The organism is Sphaerisporangium sp. NPDC005289, from assembly GCF_040607455.1.
Lineage (GTDB): Bacteria > Actinomycetota > Actinomycetes > Streptosporangiales > Streptosporangiaceae > Sphaerisporangium > Sphaerisporangium rhizosphaerae.
The window spans coordinates 14,898-31,000 of the sequence record NZ_JBEXGS010000042.1 but is presented as its reverse complement, the minus strand read 5'-3'; the positions used below and the strand labels follow the sequence as shown (position 1 = coordinate 31,000).

The following is a 16,103-nucleotide window of genomic DNA, read 5'->3' as shown; positions in this document are numbered from 1 at the left end:
CCCGCAACGTCGACTTCAACGGCACCCTCGCCCCCGGCGCCACCGTCGAGATCGGCTTCCAGGCCACCCACACCGGAAACACCGCCGAACCCACCACCTTCACCCTCAACGGCGTCCCCTGCACCGTGGTCTGACCGGCGGGTGAACCCATGCCCCGACGCCCGACCGGCGAAGGGACGGGTGCGGCCCCTCAGACGAGGGAGGGGCCGCACAAGTCGGCAAGGTGCATCACCTCGTGCTCATCTTCTGAACGCACGGGTGGAACCTCCTCGATATGCGACGGCTGCTCGTGGCACGTGCATTCGCGCATTCTCATGACGCGTGCCCATATCCCGTCGCTCTTTCTACCGCCATCGACAACGGTGACTTCGGCCGGTGAACGACCTGTCGACGATGACCGAGCCGTTTCCCCTGTTCGGCCTGCCTCAGGTGACCTGGGCGCGATCACACCGTGACCGGCGGTCTGTTTCATCGCGGGATGAAAAGGCTCCGGGGCCAATTCGGTGGGTATCGGCCTGCCATTAACAATGCCCGTTGGATTTCCTGACCGCACTTAATGGTTCCGGTGGGCGCTGATCCGGGTTTTCCGGTCGCGGCCGTTGAAAGGTGTTCCCGGCGGCGGGCGCGTGTGCCACTTTGTGTCCGGTCTTCTTGGAGAGCGCTCCCCGTATGTTCCGGACACGGGCGCGGCGGTCCGGCTGCGGCGGCGACTCGTCGCTCACGACATCCGCGAGTTCCGCGACCTCTTGTCCATCCGCTTCGGCCGAGCGTCGCGGGGCGCCGGTGGCGGCTCGTGCGGCCGGTCGCCGAGGCCGCGACCGGGAAGGCGCGCCGAGCGCCGCCGGGTGCCGCGAATCACCTCTTTCCGCGACCATCGAGGATGGTTATGGGTGATTTATCCCGTAATGCGGTAAAAGGTGCGAACAGAGAGCGGCTTCTCCGTGCACCCCCGACTTCTTCGGCCCGCTCTCCTCGGCTCTCGGCGGGAGCCCGGCCGGCGGCGGGACCGGCGGCGGCTTTCCGGACGCCGTGCACCGTGACGGCTCCGCGACCGGTCACCAGGGACCCGCTACGGTGCTGCTCGCCCGCATGGCGGCCGGTGTCCACACCCCCGGGGTGAACCCCCTCCGCGATGTCACCTTTCTCGAGGACACCGGTCAGGCCCGGGCCGGCCGGTCGCCGCAGGAGACCGCCACCTGCGGAAATCTGGCGATCGCCGGTCTCCGCCACGTTCGGCGCCTCGACATGGCCCACGCCCGACGGCACGGCCGCAACGATCCTCGCCGCTTGCCCGCTCTGTTCCACCCCTGAACGCAAATCGCCCGTTATGAGACATATTTGCAACATGCCGGGGCCGTGGAAATAGGGGGGCCGTTAGGGGTCGCGAAGTGATCTATCAACATATACTGCCGTCATGTTGTCCGGTTCGTCGACAATTGGCGATGTCATCAATACGTATAGTCACGAGTCCCCCGTCGCCCCGAGGGTCGTCCTCCGCTGCTGACTCCGTCCTGACAGACGGCATCATGTTATCTGACTGATTCCTGACAGGGTGGCTGACAGTGGATCTGTGATACTCCGGGGAATATCGCACTCTATGCCTTTCCTTCAGCATGACATGCTGTGAGGATGAGGATTGCGGGGGCACGCACGTGCGGGGAAGAGACGGCAAGGAATCGGGGCGTATGACCTGGGCGCGCAATGTGTCGCACCCTCGGCGAGGCACGGGCGGAACGTGTTGGCGGGGATCGAGGCTTGCCCCACACCGTCGTGACACAACCGGGTGGGGGCGGCGCGCCGACGAGGGGACCGTGGCGTCGGCGGCATGCCTCATAGCCGAGACCAAGCTCACGGCGGCCGACCGGAGTCGGCGCCGGAACGGCGGAAGGCCCGCGACGGCCCGCCATGCATCCTCCGCGACGGCCATGCCGCGCACAAGCGTCCCGATGTGTGAACCGGGGCGGCCGACGTCGGAACCGGGGCGGCCGACGTCGGAACCGGGGCGGCCGAATACTTTCGCGCCGCCCGCGTGTCACCCTGCCCCGCAGACCCTTCTCTCGGACGAAGGACGCCGAGGGGACCGCTGAAATCCGCTGGAAAGAGAAAGTAACTGATCGAGACGACGCCTAGGGTGGCCGGCTGGAGGCATGGGCCATGCAGCTCATCGAACGTGCAGAGGCGCTGGCGAACTTCCGCAGCCTTGTAGGCAAGGCCTTGGGCGGGACCGGCGGAGCCATGTTGATAACCGGTTCCGGCGCCACGGGTAAGAGTGCGTTACTGCAGGCCTGCGCCAACGAGGCCGGCGCGGCCGGGTTCCTCCTGATGAAAAGCGCCGGATCGCGGGCGGAACGAATGTTCCCCTTGGGGACTCTCGGACAGTTGTTCCGCTCCGCCGAGCTGCCTCAGGAGCTCGCCGACGAGGTGGAGCAGACGCTGGTCCCGGAACTGATCAACGGGATCACCGGGGTACCCCACCCGGTGGCGCTCGGGCAGAATCTCACGCATGTCGCGGCGCGGCTGTGCGGGGTCCTCGCGGTGCTCGCCAAACGACAGCCGATCCTGTTGTCCGTCGACGACGTGCACAACGCGGACGGCCCGAGCCTGCAGGCCCTGCTCTACATCCAGCGGCGCATGGCGAACGCTCCGCTGCTGGTGGCCGTGACCTCGCTGTCGCAGCGCCGCTCGGCGGACTCCCTGTTCAGCGCCGAGCTCACCCGGCAACCCAATTGCGTACAAGCGCGAATCGCCGGGCTGTCGCCGATGGGGGTGGAGGAACTTCTCCGGGACACGCTGGGCACCGAGCCCGCCGCCCGGCTGGCCCCCGAGTACCACCGGCTGAGCGGTGGCAACCCCCTCCTCCTGCACGCCATGGTGCAGGACTACTGGGACGTGACGCAGGCCGGCTGGTCGCCGGAGGGCTCCCAGCCGGGCGTCGGCCGCCATCTGAACCAGGCGGTCCTGTCCTGCCTGCACCGATGGGATCCGCGGATCCTGGACGCGGCCCGCGGCGTCGCCCTGCTCGGGCGCTCGGCCAGTACCGGTTCGGTGTCGCAACTGCTCGGCGTGAAGCCCGCCTATGTGCTCCCCGCGCTGGAGGCGCTGGACGGGGCGGGGCTGCTGCGGGGATGCCAGTTCCGGCATCCGACGATGCGCAAGGCCATCCTCCGGGATCTGAGCCCGGACCGGCAGTCCGTCATGCACATGCGGGCGGCGCGGATCATGTACCAGCTCGGCGCCGAGCCGGGGGACATCGCCGACCACCTGCTGGCCTCCAGTCCGGCCACTCCGGCCGAAGGGGAGCCGTGGATGGTGGCGGTGCTGCGCGAGGCCGCCCAGGCGGCGCTCGTGCATGACGACCAGGACCGGGCGATCAGTTGTCTGGAGCTGGCCCGGCTCATCTGTGACGACGAGGCGACGAGGGCCGCGATGCTGACCGAGCTGGCCCGGGTGAACTGGTGCCATCGGCCCGCCGCGGCGCTGCGCTTCCTGGCCCCGCTGGAGGACGCGTTCGGGCGCGGGCAGCTCGCCCCCGCGGACGTGCGCGCCCTCAGCAGGTATCTGCTGTGGCACGGCCGGACCCGCCGCGCGGCCGGGGTCTACGACTGGACGGCGCCCTCGTACGGCACCCCGTCCCGGGGGCACTCCCGGCTCTCTTTCACCCGGGAGTGGGTGCGGTTGATCTTCCCCACCATCTTCGCCGGGGGCGAGGCGGACGGGCCGACGGTGGAGGACGGCACGGCCGGCCGGGAATTCTCGCTGAGCAACCTGCTGCTGGGCAAGGTCGAGGAGGACATCGTCGGCGCCGCCCAGGAGTTGCTGGAAAGCTGCAACCTGGCCGAGGAGGAGCTGGAGGCGGTCTTCGGCGCGCTGTTCACCCTGGCCCACACGGGGCGTTACCAGGAGGCGGTGCGGTGGTGTGAGTCACTCGGCGCCGAAGGGGCGGCCCGCGGGTTCCCGCGATGGACGGCTGCCATCGCCGGGATCCGGTCGTGGCTGGCCGTGCAGCACGGTGAGCTGGGCGAGGCCCGGCGGTACGCGCGGCAGGCTTTGAGCGGGATGTCGCGGACGGGCTGGGGGGTGATCCTCGGGTTGCCGCTGATGGTGCTGCTGCGGGCCACCGTCGCCATGGGAGATCCGGACGAGGCGGCGGAGATCATCAAGCAGGGGGTTCCCGGTGACATGCCGCGGACCACGCTGTGGCCGCTCTACCTGCAGGCCAGAGGGGACTACTACCTCGCCACGAATCGCACGCGGGCGGCGTTGAGCGACTTCCACGAGTGCGGTGAGCTACTGCGCGAGTGGGACCTCGACATTCCCGCGCTCGTGGACTGGCGTTGCGCGATCGCCCGGACGTACCTGCAGATAGGCGCGGTCGAGGAGGCGCGGCAGAAGATCACCGAGCAGTTGTCCATCCCCGGCGGCACCCACCCGCGGGTGCACGGACGGGCGTTGCGGCTGCTGGCGTCGGTCACCGAGCTGCGGCAGCGGCCGGCGAGGCTGCAGGAGGCGATGTCGCTGCTGCAGCGGTCCGGCGACCTGCTGGAGCTCGGCTGGGCGTACGCGGATCTCAGCGACGCCTACCAGGAGCTCGGCGACATCACCCGGGCCCGGTTGATGGCCCGGCGGGCCAAGCAGATCGCCAAGGCGTGCGAGGCCGGCCCGCTGTCCGCGCGGATGCAGCCGCGCGAGGAGGACAGCGGCGAAGACCTGGGAGAGGCGGCGGCGCTCAGCGACGCCGAGCGGCGCGTCGCCGCGCTGGCCGCGTACGGCTACACCAACAGGGAGATCAGCGATCGCCTGTTCATCACGGTCAGCACGGTGGAGCAGCACCTCACCCGGGTGTATCGCAAGCTCAACGTGAAGCGGCGCGCGGACCTGCCGACCGAGCTGTCGCTGGGCGTACGGGACGCCTCGAAGCAGACGTATCCCGTGTGACGCGTCGCGGCGCGTGCCGGCCGAGGCGGACGACACGGGGAAACGGAGCGCTGATCAGGCGCTCATCCAGTACCTCGAGGGGTGGCCGGCGTCGCTCATCAGCGTGTCGAACGCCAGCGGCCGCAGTTCCGGAAGAAGGGTGACCAGCAGGGTGATCTTTCTGACCATGGCCGGGGAGTAGTCACGCACCGGAGTGATCTCCGCCTCGGCCAGGTCCCAGGGGCCGAGCAGTTCTTCCGCGCGCTGCGCGGCCAGCACCGGATCCAGCCCGTTCCAGAGGATGACCGAGGTCAGCAGGTCGCGGCCGGTCCAGTGGTCCGGGATATCCGAGTTGTCGACGAGGGTGAACGGCGCGGTGACGGACGATAGTGGCTTGTGGAACACAGAAGTCCCCCGAATCAGCTCAACTGTTGTTCGCCGAAGATGCGGTGCCGAGTGCCTCGTGTACCGGGCGCGGATGACTCCCGCGCCGATGGATCGGGGGCTGGCGGAGGAGCACGCGCAGCCCGTCGGTCAGGTCGGTCACGGACACCAGATCGGGGCTGATCAGCCATTGCGCCATCAGCCCCTGGAGCAGGGTGAGGTAGAGCCGGCCCACCGCGCGTGCGGACTCGTCGTCGAGCGACACGTCCGTGCCGAGCAGCTTGGCCAGCCCCTCCGGGGCGGCGGCCGACGCGAGCGCGAGGCTGAGCTTCTCTCGCAGATCCGGCGCGTGCTCGGCGCAGGTGAGCGCCTCGAAGCTGGCGGCCAGCAGCGGACGGTTCTCCTTGAAGCTGTCGACGATCTGTATCCAGGTCTTCTCGAAGCTCTCCAAAGGGTCGGCCGCGTCGGTGGACACGGTGATCTGCCACAGGTCGGTCCACTCTTGGGTCATCTCGATGAGGGCCTCGCGGAGGAGCGCCTCCTTGGAGCCGAAGTGGTAGCCGATGGAGGCGAGGTTGGCCCCTGAGGCGGCGCTGATGTGCCGGGCGGTGGTGTGCGCGTAACCACGCTCCACGATGCACCGCTTCGCGCCCTCAAGGAGCTGCTCTCGATGTCCCATGACGGCGATCCTAGCATCTATCCATACGTCCGTCCTAGACGCTTGTATAATTCCGGGCATGGCGCAGATGACCCCCCCCACCGCGGGACCTCGCGAGTGGCTCGGCCTCGCTGTCCTCACTCTTCCTGTGATCCTGCTGTCCAACTCGATCACCATCCTGTTCCTCGCCGTCCCCTGGATCACCGAAGGGCTCCGGCCCGGCGGCGCCGAACTGCTGTGGATCATGGACATCTACACGTTCGTGCTGGCCGGGCTGCTGATGCCGATGGGCGCATTGGGCGACCGCATCGGCCGGCGGCGGGTGCTCCTGGGCGGCGCGGTGGTCTTCGGCGTCGGCTCGGCCGCCGCGGCGTACGCCACCTCGCCCGAACTGCTGATCGCCGCGCGGGTGCTTCTGGGCATCGGCGCCGCCACGCTCATGCCGTCCACGCTGGCGCTCATCCGCACGCTGTTCCAGGATCCCGGGCAACGGAAGATGGCGGTGGGCGTCTGGACCGCCGGCTCGTCGGGAGGCGTGGTGCTGGGGCCGCCGCTGGGCGGTTTCCTGCTGGAGCACTTCTGGTGGGGCTCGGTCTTCCTGATCAACGTGCCGTTCATGCTGCTGCTGCTGGTCGCCGGGCGGATGCTGCTGCCGGAGTCCCAGGACCCCCGCAAGGGCCGCTTCGACCTGCTCGGTGCGCTGCTGTCGCTGGCCGCGGTGCTGCCTCTGATCTACGGACTGAAGCAGCTGACCCTGGAGGGGCCGTCGGTCTGGTCGGTCGTGGCACTCGTCGCGGGCGCCGGCTGTGGCCTGGCGCTCGTGCGCCAGCAACGCCGGCTGGCCGAGCCGCTGATCGACATCGGCCTGTTCCGGCGGCCGGTCTTCGCGACCGCGGTGGGCGGCTACGCCCTGGTCATGTTCGCCCTCACCGGCGGCACCTATCTCGCCTCGCCGTACTTGCAGCAGGTGCTGATGCTGAGCCCGCTGTCCGCGGCGCTGTGGCAGATGCCCGCCGGCGCCGGGGTGATCGTCGCCGCGGTGGTGGCCGGCTCCCTCGCGCAGCGGGTCCGGCCCGGTCCGATCTTCGCCGCCGGCCCCCTTCTCATGGCCGTCGGCCTGCTGGTCATGTCGCAGGTCCGGGTGGACTCCGGGCTGGCGGTGCTGGTGCCGGGGATGATCCTGGTGGGCGCGGGCACCGGCATCGTGGCCACGGTGGCGGTGGACATCGTGCTCGGCAGCGTGCCGCCGGAGCGGTCCGCGCGGGCCTCCGCGCTGTCGGAGACCAGTCTGGAGCTCGGGACCGCGATGGGCATCGCGCTCATGGGTCTGGTCAGCACCGTCGTCTACAGCCGGACACTGCTGGACACGATGCCGCAGGGGGTGCCGCAGGCGCAGACCGCGGCGGCGTCCGAGACCCTTTCCGCGGCGCTCGCGATCGCCGCCGACCTGCCCGGCGAACTGGGCGCCCGGCTCGCCGCGGCGGCTCGGGCCGCGTTCACCCTGGGCATGCAGGTGCCGCTCTACGTGTCCGCGGCGCTCATGATGGCGCTGGCCGTCATCGCGCTGTTCGCGCTGCGCCGCGCCGGCGTCAAGCCCGCGGAGACCGCGGAGACCGCGGAGACCGCGGAGACCGCGGAGACCGCGGAGCCTGAGGTGCCGGGGGTGCCGGGGGTGCCTGAGGCGCACTGAGTCGCACTGAGCGCACTGAGGCGCGCTGAGGCGGGTGAGGTGCACTCAGGCGCAGGTGCGCGGGCTCCTCCGCCGGCCGCCCCGGCCCCTTTCCACACGTGGTTCATCGGGCCGGGGAGAGGTCCATTAGGGGTTGAACCAGGTTGATCTAGGGGGAACGTCCGCCTCTACCGTGGCGAGCGTCGATCCGATCGCCGGCTAGGTGGAGGCACCATGCCCGAAGGCGCCAACCCGGCAGCCGATTACGAGTTGGGACTGCGCTTGCTCAACGCCCGCGCCATGCAGCGCGTGCTGGGCAGCCTGGGCGACCCTTACGCCATGGTCCTGCGCGGCGCCGACGATCCCTACCCTCTCTACACCGCGATCCGTGAGCGCGGCCCGATCTACCACAGCGGGACCGGAAGCTGGGTGACCGCCGACCCGGAGGTGATCACCGAGGTCCTGGCGGACCCGCGGTGGCGGATGTCGGGCCCGGACGGCTCGCCGGCCGCCGAGCAGCCGCTGCCTTTCTACGGGTACGGCACGCCGGGCGCCGAGGCCGACGAGCACCTGCGGCTGCGCGCCCACTGGGAGCCTCTGGTCGACCCGGAGGCGCTGGCCGCCCATCGCAAGACCGTCGAGCGGGAGTGCCTGGCCCGCCTCGACCGGATCACCGGCGGCGACCTCATGGCCGACTACGCCTGGCCGGTGGCGACCGCCGCCACCGGCGCGCTGCTCGGGGTTCCCGCCGCCGCGCTGCCACGGTACGCGGAGTGCTGCGCGGACGCCGCGGTGCTGCCGGACTCCCTGCTCGCCGCCCAGCCGCTGGCCCTGGTCCGCCGGACAGAGGAGGCCGTGGCCGGGCTCGACGAGCTGTTCGGCGGGGCACCCGGGGCTCCGGACGGGACGGAAACGGCCGACCGGGCCGTGCGGGTGCTGCTGTCCACCGCCGCCGCCCCGGCCACCGCGCACCTGGTGGGCAACGCGGTCCACGCGCTGCTGGCCGAGCCCGGGTGGTGGCAGGCACTGTGCCGGGATCCGGACCTGGCGCCGGCGGCCGTGGCGGAGACGCTGCGGTACGACCCGCCGGTGCAGGTGGAGATCCGGGTGGCCGCGGCCCCCGTCGCACCGGCCGGGACGGACCTGGCGGCGGGCAGCCACCTGGTGATGATCACCGCGGCCGCGGGCCGGGACGGGGTCCGGCACCCGGAGCCGGACGACTTCCGCCTCGATCGGCAGGCCGAGCCGGAGCCGCTCGCCTTCGCCGGCGGGCTCCACCACCTCCCGGTCGCCCCGTTGGTGCGTGCGCAGGCCGAGGTGGCGCTGCGGATTCTCGCCGAGGCGCGGCCGAACCTGCGGCCGTCCGGCGCGCCGGTGTACCGGCGCCGCGCCCCCGTGGTGCGCGGCCCCGTCGAGCTGCCCGTGCTCGGGCTTGGAGAGACCTGATGCGTGTCCTGCTGACCTCGTTCGCCCTCGCCTCGCACTACAACTGCCTGGTGCCGCTCGGCTGGGCGCTGGCCGCCGCCGGACACGAGGTCCGGGTGGCCAGCCAGCCCTCGCTGACCGACGCGATCACCGCCTCGGGGCTGACCGCGGTCCCCGTCGGCACCGATCCGGAGCTGGAGGAGGTGCGGGAGCGGCCGGCCGCGGCGATGGGTCCGCCCCAGGTGCACGAGGACCGCGACGAGCCGGTCACCTGGGAGCAGGCTCTGGACTTCGACATGGTGATCGCGCCGCTGCTGCTGGCCGCCATCAACAACACGGCGATGGTGGACGAGCTGGTCGACTTCGCCCGGCGATGGCGCCCGGACCTGGTCATCTGGGAGCCGTTCACGCTGGCCGGCGCGGTCGCCGCCGAGGCGAGCGGGGCGGTGCACGCCCGGGCGCTGTGGGGCCTCGACGTGCTGGGCAGCGCTCGCCGCACCTTCCTGGACCTGCGCGCCCGTCAGCCGCGGGCGCACTGGGAGGACCCGGTGGGCGAATGGCTGACCCTGACCCTGGCGCGGTACGGCCGCCCGTTCACCGAGGAGGTGACCACAGGGCGGCTCACGATCGACACCACGATGCCGCAGAGCCTGCGGTTGCCGGTCGGGGTGCCGGTGGTGGGCATGCGGACGTTGCCGTACAACGGCCGCTCGGTGATGCCGGACTGGCTGGCCGAGCCTCCCCGCCGCCCCCGCGTCTGCTTCACCCTGGGCGGGACCGGCGGCGACTTCCTGCACGACTGGACGTTGGGTCCCGCCGAGCTGGTGAGGGCCGCGGCCGAGCTGGACGTGGAGGTGGTGGCCACGCTCGACGCCGAGCAGCGCGCCCGCCTCGGACAGGTGCCGGACAACGTGCGCATCGTCGACTTCGTGCCGATGAACCTGCTGATGCCGACCTGCGCGGCGGTGGTGCACCACGGCGGGGCCGGCACGTTGAGCGCCGCGCTGCTCAACGGGGTGCCCCAGCTGATGATCGCGAACACCTGGGACACCCCGGTGAAGGCCAAGCGGCTGGCCGACTACGGCGCCGGGGCCTACATCCCGCCGCCGAAGCTCGACGCACGCGGCTTCCGGGACGCGGTGGCGGCGCTGGTGCACGAGCCCGGCCCGCGGGCCGCCGCCGACCGGCTGCGCCGGGAGATGCTCACCGAGCCCACCCCGGCCGAGCTCGTCCCCCGGCTGGAACGCCTGGTCGCGACGGATCGCGCGGGCGAGTCAGGCGATGACGCCGGTGCGATACGGGACCTCGGCGTGGCCGAGCGCGCCCTGCGGTGACCGGGTTGGCTGAGATGAGCCGACGGCCGACGGCGAAGGGCACCGTGCCGTTCGGGGAGTACCGCACCTGGTACCGGGTGAGCGGTGACCTGTCCGGCGGGCGCGTGCCACTGGTGGTGCTGCACGGCGGGCCCGGCAGCACGCACGACTACCTGCTGCCGCTGTGCGCCCTGAGCGACGCCGGCCGACCGGTGATCCACTACGACCAGCTGGGCAACGGCGGCTCCACGCACCTGCCGGACAAGGGCGCGGACTTCTGGACCGTGCGGCTGTTCCTCGACGAGCTGGACAACCTGCTCGAGCGGCTCGGCGTGGCCGACGGCTACCTGCTCTTCGGCCACTCCTGGGGCGGCATGCTGGGAGCCACGCACGCCGCGACCCGCCCGCGCGGGCTGCGCGGGCTGGTCATCGCGAACTCGCCGGCCTCGATGCCCACCTGGCGGGCGGAGATGGTACGGCTGCGCGCCACGCTCCCGCGCGAGGTGCAGGAGACGCTGGCCCGGCACGAGGCCGCGGGCACCACCGACAGCCGCGCCTACTTCGACGCCATGCGCGTCTTCTTCGAGCGGTACGTGTGCCTGGTGAACCCGTGGCCGCCGGACTACCGGGCGTCCTTCATGGAGATGCACAACAACCCGACCGTCTACTACACGATGAACGGGCCGACCGAGTTCCACGTCGTCGGCACGCTGCGCGACTGGTCGGTCGAGCACCTGCTGCCGTCCATCGAGGTGCCGACCCTGGTCATCTCCGGGCGGCACGACGAGGCGACCCCGGAGTGCGTCCGCCCGTTCGACGACCTCATCCCGGACTCCCGCTGGGAGATCCTCGAGAACTCCAGCCACCTCCCGCACCTGGAGGAACCCGACCGGTTCCGGGAAGTGCTGCTGGCCTACCTCGCCACTGTTGACGGGACCCATCCGGGGACCCGCGCAAGCGACGCCGCGACAGGGAGTTGACGTGACCCGTACACTGCCCGACCCGAACCCGAGCCCGCGCAAGGGCCGCCCGCGCGCCCTGGTGACCGGAGTTGCATCCGACTCCCACACCTGGAACCTGGTCTACCTGCAGCTGGTCTGCGAGGAGGAGGGGCTGGACGTGGTGAACCTCGGCCCGTGCGTCCCGGACGATCTGCTGGTCACCGAGTGCGTGGACCAGCGCCCCGACCTCGTGGTGATCAGCACCGTCAACGGGCACGGGTACCGGGAGGGCCTGCGGGTCGTGCCCAAGCTGCGCGCCCGGCCGGAGCTGGCCGACGTCCCGATCGTGATCGGCGGCCGCCTCGGGGTGACCGGGCGGCGGGAGGAAGGACTCGCGGGCGAGCTCACCGCCGCCGGGTGTGACCGGGTCTTCGATCGCGGTCCGGAGGACCTCGAGGAGTTCAGGGCCCTGGCCGCCGCGGTGGCCTGGTCGGCGGACGACGCCGCGGCGCGGGCGCCGCTCCAGTTAGGCTGAGCGCGCGATGGCCGCGGGATTCGGCGATTTCGTGGCCGACACCGCCGCGAGCGGCGAGCTGGTGGTGCAGCCCCGGATGGGGTTCGGCGACGTGGTGACCATGCGCGCCGGGCTGCTCGCCACGAAACGCGCCCGGGCGGCCACGGCCGGGACGATCACCGTGGACAGCTACACCCGGGTGGGCGACCTGCACTCGGCGGCCGCGGCGCTGGTCTCCGGCGCCGCGCTCAACGGGTACCCCCTGGTCAGCCATGGCCTCGCGACCAACCAGGAGTTGCTGCGCGGGGTGCGGGACACGACCTTCCCGGTGCAGGTGCGGCACGGTTCGGCCAACCCCGGGAGGATCTTCGAGGCGTTGCTGGACGTCGGCCTGGACGCCACCGAGGGCGGCCCGGTCTCCTACTGCCTGCCCTACAGCCGGATCCCGCTGAACCAGGCGGTCGACCACTGGGCCCGCGGCTGCGAGCTGCTGGCCACCCGTGGGCGGGCGGCGGGGCGGGAACCGCACCTGGAGACCTTCGGCGGCTGCCTGCTGGGCCAGCTCTGCCCGCCCGGCCAGCTCGTCGCGATCAGCGTCCTGGAGGGGCTGTTCTTCCAGGCCCACGGTCTGCGGGACATCTCGCTGAGCTACGCCCAGCAGACCAGCCTGGAGCAGGACATCGAGGCGGTGCTCGCGTTGCGCGCGCTGGCCGAGGAGTTCCTCGCCGGCGTGCGCCGGCACGTGGTCGTCTACGCGTACATGGGGGTCTACCCCGAGACTCCGCATGGCGCCGCGTCGCTGCTGACCGCCGCCGCCGAGCTGGCCGTGCGCACCGGAGCGGAGCGGCTCATCGTCAAAACCGAGGCGGAGTCCCAGCGCATCCCCACGATCGAGGAGAACGTGGCCGCGCTGGAGCTGGCCGGCACGGTGGCGCGCGCGGCGCGGCCGGCCGTGCCGCCGCCGAGCCGTACCGACTCGCAGGTGTACGCCGAGGCGCGGCGGCTGGTCGAGGCCACGCTGGAACTGCACCCGGACGTGGGCCGGGCGCTTCTGCGCGCGTTCAAGCTGGGTTACCTGGACATCCCCTACTGCGTGCACCCGGACAACCGGGGCGCGGCGCGCAGCCACATCGACGGCGACGGGGCGCTGCGCTGGGCGGACGTCGGCGCGCTGCCGCTGGATGGGCTGGTGGCGCGGCGCCGCTCCCGCCCGGTGGGCTCGGCCGAACTGCTGGACGCGCTCCACTACGTCCAGCGCAGGCACGACGGCCATGAGTGAGCGCCGGCGCATTGGAGCACACGATCGCCGGGATGGGCGCGGATGGTGGGGCCGGTCGGACCACGATGAGGGGTACTAGGGGTGGGTCTGTCCGGGCGGCCGCGGTTAGCGTGCCCTGGTGGATAACGCATTGAGCCACGAGATCGCGATGGTTTTTCCAGGGATGGGGCCGACCGGATGCGCCGACATCGAGCGGCTCGCCACCGAGGTGCCGCTGGCGTGGCGGCTGTTCGCCGAGGCCGACGAGGCGCTCGGCTACCCGGTGCTGGACCGGTTCCGCCGCGCGGACGGCGACTACTCCGAGTACGCCCAGGTGGCCTTCCTGGTCACCTGCCTGGCTCTGGCCGAGTGGGCCGAGCGTGAGGCGCTGCCCGCCCGCCCGGGGCTGTGCACCGGGCCGAGCTTCGGGGGCAAGGTGGCCGCCGCCTATGTGGGCTCGCTGGGCTTCGCCGACGCGGTGTGGGTGACCGCCCGGCTGGCCCGGTGCGTGGCGGACTACTTCAGCCGGGAGCACCGGAGCCTGGTCACCCACTCGTTCGTCCGGGTGGATCCGGCGGTGGCAGAGGAACTGCTGGGCGAGCTGACCGCGCGGGGCCGCGTCGCGGACGTGGCCTGCCGCGTGGACAGGGACTTCTTCATGGTCACGCTCTCGGCGGACGATCTGCCGAAGCTGGAGAAGGCGATCCGCGCCGCGGGCGGGCTGTCGCTGTACACGATGCGGCCGCCGATGCACTCCCCGTCCTTCGCCCGGCTGCGGGAACGCGCGGAGAAGGAGGTTCTGGACGAGCTGGAGTTCGCCGAGCCGCGGCTGCCGGTGATCTCCGACCACGACGGGTCGTTGCTGACCACCGGGCAGCAGGTGCGGAACCTGCTCCTGGACGGCTTCGTCCGGCAGATGCACTGGCCGGGGACGGTCGAGGCGTTGCGCGCCCAAGGAGTGCGCACGGTCTGCGTGGCCGGGCCGGACGCCCTGTTCGGCCGGGTGCCGGCCACCACACGGAATTTCGAGGTGGTGCCGGTCGGCCCGAAGCGGCCGCTCCTCGCCGCGGGGGCTCGCGATGCCGAGCCCCGCTCGTCGCGCGGCGGAGAAGCCGGTGCGGAGCGTGGCTCGGCGGCGGGGTGATCCGGCGGACTCAGAGGGTCGGACGGGCCGCGCTGAGCGCCGCCCACAAGGCCCCCGGAGTGGTGAAAGTGTCCAGGACGAGTGCCTCCTCGTCGAACTGTACGGAGTAGTCGGCTTCCAGTGCGCTCAACAGTTCCACCGCGCCCATGGAATCCAGACCGAATTCCCGGAGGTCGGTGTCCGCGGTGAGCACATCGCCGGAAGACAGCAAGGGAAGGCGGGGCCGCAGCAGCGCCTCAAACTGTTTGTCCCACATGGCTTTGATTATGCCTATAACTCGCGCTGGGGGAAAGAAATGGGCGGAGATATTCACCGGAACCTCCACGGGCGATTTCTGAGCGGACTGGCCGCCGCGCCGCGCGGTGCGGCGCTTCGCCTCGGCGACCGCACGGTCACCTTCGAGGAGTTGCACGAGCTCGCCCTCACCTGGGCGGGGTCACTGCTCCACAGCGGCGTCACGGGCCCGATAGGGGTACTCGCGGAGAAGGGGACCACGGCCTACGCCGGGGTGCTCGCGGCGCTGTACGCCGGGGCGACGGTGGTGCCGCTGCACGTCGGCTTCCCGCCCGACCGGACGGCGCGGATGGCCGCGGCGGCCGGCGTCACCGCCGTGATCGCCGATGCGCGCGGCGCCGGCCTGCTGCCCGAGCTGCGGGAACGCGGTTACCGCGGGGCGGCGTTGCTGCCCCAGGGGGGCGGCGAAGGGGGGATTCCCGTGGCGGCCGCGCACGCGCCTGCCGAACCGCTCGCGGTGCCGCCCGAGGCCCGCGCCTACATCCTGTTCACCTCCGGCTCGACCGGCCGGCCCAAAGGCGTGGTGCTCACCCACGGCAACCTGCACCACTACTTCGGCGTGCTGGACGGACGCTACGACTTCGGCCCCGACGACGCCTTCTCGCAGACCTTCGACCTGACCTTCGACTGCGCCATCTTCGACCTGTTCTGCGCCTGGGGCGCGGGGGCCGCGGCGGTGCCGGTGCCCCCGCGCGGCCACGCCGACCTGCCCGGCTTCCTGGAGCGTCACCGGGTGACCGTGTGGTTCTCCACGCCCAGCGGCATCAGCCTGGCCCGCAGGCTCGGCGCCCTGCGGCCGGACACGCTGCCGGGCCTGCGGTGGAGCTTCTTCGCCGGAGAGGCGCTGCGCTGCCAGGACGTCGAGGACTGGACCCGCGCGGCGCCGTACTCGACGGTGGAGAACCTGTACGGGCCGACCGAGCTGACCGTGACCATCACGGGTCACCGCTGGTCGCCGGAACGATCCGCGAAGGTCGCGGCCAACGGCGTCGTGCCGATCGGCGCCGTGCACCCCGGACACCGCATCCTGCTCGCCACCGAGGACGGCCGGCCGACCGAGGAGACGGAGGGGGAGCTGTGCGTCACCGGGCCGCAGCTCACCCCCGGGTACCTGGATCCGCAGGACGGCGCGGGCCGCTTCCTGGAGCACGAGGGGCACACCTGGTACCGCACCGGCGACCGGGTGCGGCGGCTCCCCGGGGACGAGCTGTGCTACCTGGGCCGGCGGGACGCCCAGGTGCAGGTGCAGGGCTGGCGGGTGGAGCCGGCGGAGATCGAGCACGCGCTGCTGGCCGCCGGAGACGGGGTGGCCGAGGCGGCTGCGGTAGGGGTCGACGGCGCGGCCGGCGTGGAGCTCGTGGTGTTCTACACCGGCGAGGCGCGTCCGCCGGTCGAGCTGGCCAACCGGCTGCGCCGCACGCTGCCGCACGGCATGGTGCCCAAGCGATATCACCACCTCGACGAACTTCCCCTCAACGCCAACCGCAAGGTGGACAGAAAGGCGCTCACCGCGCGCGCCGGGGAACTGATACGGGCCGACAACAATTGGTCTTAGGGGGTGCTAGGGGTTAGTCGGACTCCGAACGTTT

General features: G+C 71.6%; 14 protein-coding genes. 11 read left to right on the top strand and 3 right to left on the bottom strand.

Translation table 11 applies throughout. From position 1 onward, the window contains the following. The 3 genes from ABZT47_RS39335 to ABZT47_RS39325 form a co-directional block, all read left to right on the top strand. The coding region (locus ABZT47_RS39335) for a cellulose binding domain-containing protein (RefSeq protein ID WP_354853600.1) at window positions 1-134 on the top strand (134 nt) is incomplete at its 5' end. 940 nt (window positions 135-1,074) lie between these two features. After that, window positions 1,075-1,311: a hypothetical protein gene (locus tag ABZT47_RS39330; protein ID WP_354853597.1), complete on the top strand. Its 237-nt coding sequence runs from the start codon at window positions 1,075-1,077 to the stop codon at window positions 1,309-1,311. An 843-nt stretch (window positions 1,312-2,154) separates the two neighbouring features. Next, window positions 2,155-4,935: an AAA family ATPase gene (locus ABZT47_RS39325; RefSeq protein ID WP_354853594.1), complete on the top strand. Its 2,781-nt coding sequence runs from the start codon at window positions 2,155-2,157 to the stop codon at window positions 4,933-4,935. Window positions 4,936-4,989: 54 nt separating this feature from the next. Here the strand turns inward: ABZT47_RS39325 and ABZT47_RS39320 are convergent, their stop codons facing one another. Together ABZT47_RS39320 and ABZT47_RS39315 are read right to left on the bottom strand one after the other, a co-directional pair. After that, window positions 4,990-5,319, bottom strand: coding sequence for a hypothetical protein (locus ABZT47_RS39320; RefSeq protein WP_354853591.1), 330 nt, complete (start codon window positions 5,317-5,319; stop codon window positions 4,990-4,992). A gap of 19 nt (window positions 5,320-5,338) precedes the next feature. Then, entirely contained in the window at window positions 5,339-5,977 is a 639-nt protein-coding gene (locus tag ABZT47_RS39315; protein WP_354853588.1) for a TetR/AcrR family transcriptional regulator, read from the bottom strand. Window positions 5,978-6,035: 58 nt separating this feature from the next. Here ABZT47_RS39315 and ABZT47_RS39310 point away from each other — a divergent pair, with 58 nt between their 5' ends. The 7 genes from ABZT47_RS39310 to ABZT47_RS39280 all read left to right on the top strand — a co-directional run bounded on the left by ABZT47_RS39310 (window position 6,036) and on the right by ABZT47_RS39280 (window position 14,220). After that, window positions 6,036-7,646: an MFS transporter gene (locus ABZT47_RS39310; protein WP_354853585.1), complete on the top strand. Its 1,611-nt coding sequence runs from the start codon at window positions 6,036-6,038 to the stop codon at window positions 7,644-7,646. Between the two features lie 213 nt (window positions 7,647-7,859). Then, window positions 7,860-9,071 carry a P450-derived glycosyltransferase activator gene (locus ABZT47_RS39305; protein WP_354853582.1) on the top strand — a complete coding sequence of 404 codons (1,212 nt, stop codon included), beginning with the start codon at window positions 7,860-7,862 and terminating at the stop codon, window positions 9,069-9,071. Further along, window positions 9,071-10,384 (top strand): activator-dependent family glycosyltransferase, encoded by a 1,314-nt coding sequence (locus ABZT47_RS39300; protein WP_354853579.1) that lies wholly within the window; start codon window positions 9,071-9,073, stop codon window positions 10,382-10,384. The genes ABZT47_RS39305 and ABZT47_RS39300 overlap by 1 nt, the downstream gene beginning before the upstream one ends. 14 nt (window positions 10,385-10,398) lie before the next feature. Further along, a complete protein-coding gene (locus ABZT47_RS39295) occupies window positions 10,399-11,343 on the top strand; it encodes a proline iminopeptidase-family hydrolase (protein WP_354853576.1) in 945 nt (314 codons plus the stop codon). 1 nt (window position 11,344) lies between these two features. Beyond that, window positions 11,345-11,839 carry a cobalamin B12-binding domain-containing protein gene (locus ABZT47_RS39290; protein ID WP_354853573.1) on the top strand — a complete coding sequence of 165 codons (495 nt, stop codon included), beginning with the start codon at window positions 11,345-11,347 and terminating at the stop codon, window positions 11,837-11,839. Window positions 11,840-11,846: 7 nt separating this feature from the next. Continuing rightward, window positions 11,847-13,097, top strand: a complete 1,251-nt coding sequence (locus ABZT47_RS39285) for a methylaspartate mutase (RefSeq protein WP_354853570.1) — start codon at window positions 11,847-11,849, stop codon at window positions 13,095-13,097. A gap of 118 nt (window positions 13,098-13,215) precedes the next feature. Then, on the top strand, window positions 13,216-14,220 hold the full coding sequence (locus tag ABZT47_RS39280; protein WP_354853567.1) for an ACP S-malonyltransferase: 1,005 nt from the start codon (window positions 13,216-13,218) through the stop codon (window positions 14,218-14,220). Window positions 14,221-14,230: 10 nt separating this feature from the next. Here the strand turns inward: ABZT47_RS39280 and ABZT47_RS39275 are convergent, their stop codons facing one another. Continuing rightward, window positions 14,231-14,632 carry an acyl carrier protein gene (locus tag ABZT47_RS39275; RefSeq protein ID WP_354853564.1) on the bottom strand — a complete coding sequence of 134 codons (402 nt, stop codon included), beginning with the start codon at window positions 14,630-14,632 and terminating at the stop codon, window positions 14,231-14,233. On the opposite strand from ABZT47_RS39275, the gene ABZT47_RS39270 reads away from it, so the two are divergent. Beyond that, a complete protein-coding gene (locus ABZT47_RS39270; protein WP_354853562.1) occupies window positions 14,627-16,069 on the top strand; it encodes an AMP-binding protein in 1,443 nt (480 codons plus the stop codon). The genes ABZT47_RS39275 and ABZT47_RS39270 overlap by 6 nt on opposite strands. Window positions 16,070-16,103 lie beyond the last annotated feature (34 nt).

Excerpts from the sequence above, each read along its gene's own strand:
- ABZT47_RS39300 (WP_354853579.1), top strand. The coding sequence starts at position 9,071 with ATGCGTGTCCTGCTGACCTCGTTCGCCCTCGCCTCGCACTACAACTGC.
- ABZT47_RS39285 (WP_354853570.1), top strand. The coding sequence starts at position 11,847 with ATGGCCGCGGGATTCGGCGATTTCGTGGCCGACACCGCCGCGAGCGGC.
- ABZT47_RS39315 (WP_354853588.1), bottom strand. The coding sequence starts at position 5,977 with ATGGGACATCGAGAGCAGCTCCTTGAGGGCGCGAAGCGGTGCATCGTG.
- ABZT47_RS39295 (WP_354853576.1), top strand. The coding sequence starts at position 10,399 with ATGAGCCGACGGCCGACGGCGAAGGGCACCGTGCCGTTCGGGGAGTAC.
- ABZT47_RS39325 (WP_354853594.1), top strand. The coding sequence starts at position 2,155 with ATGCAGCTCATCGAACGTGCAGAGGCGCTGGCGAACTTCCGCAGCCTT.
- ABZT47_RS39305 (WP_354853582.1), top strand. The coding sequence starts at position 7,860 with ATGCCCGAAGGCGCCAACCCGGCAGCCGATTACGAGTTGGGACTGCGC.
- ABZT47_RS39310 (WP_354853585.1), top strand. The coding sequence starts at position 6,036 with ATGGCGCAGATGACCCCCCCCACCGCGGGACCTCGCGAGTGGCTCGGC.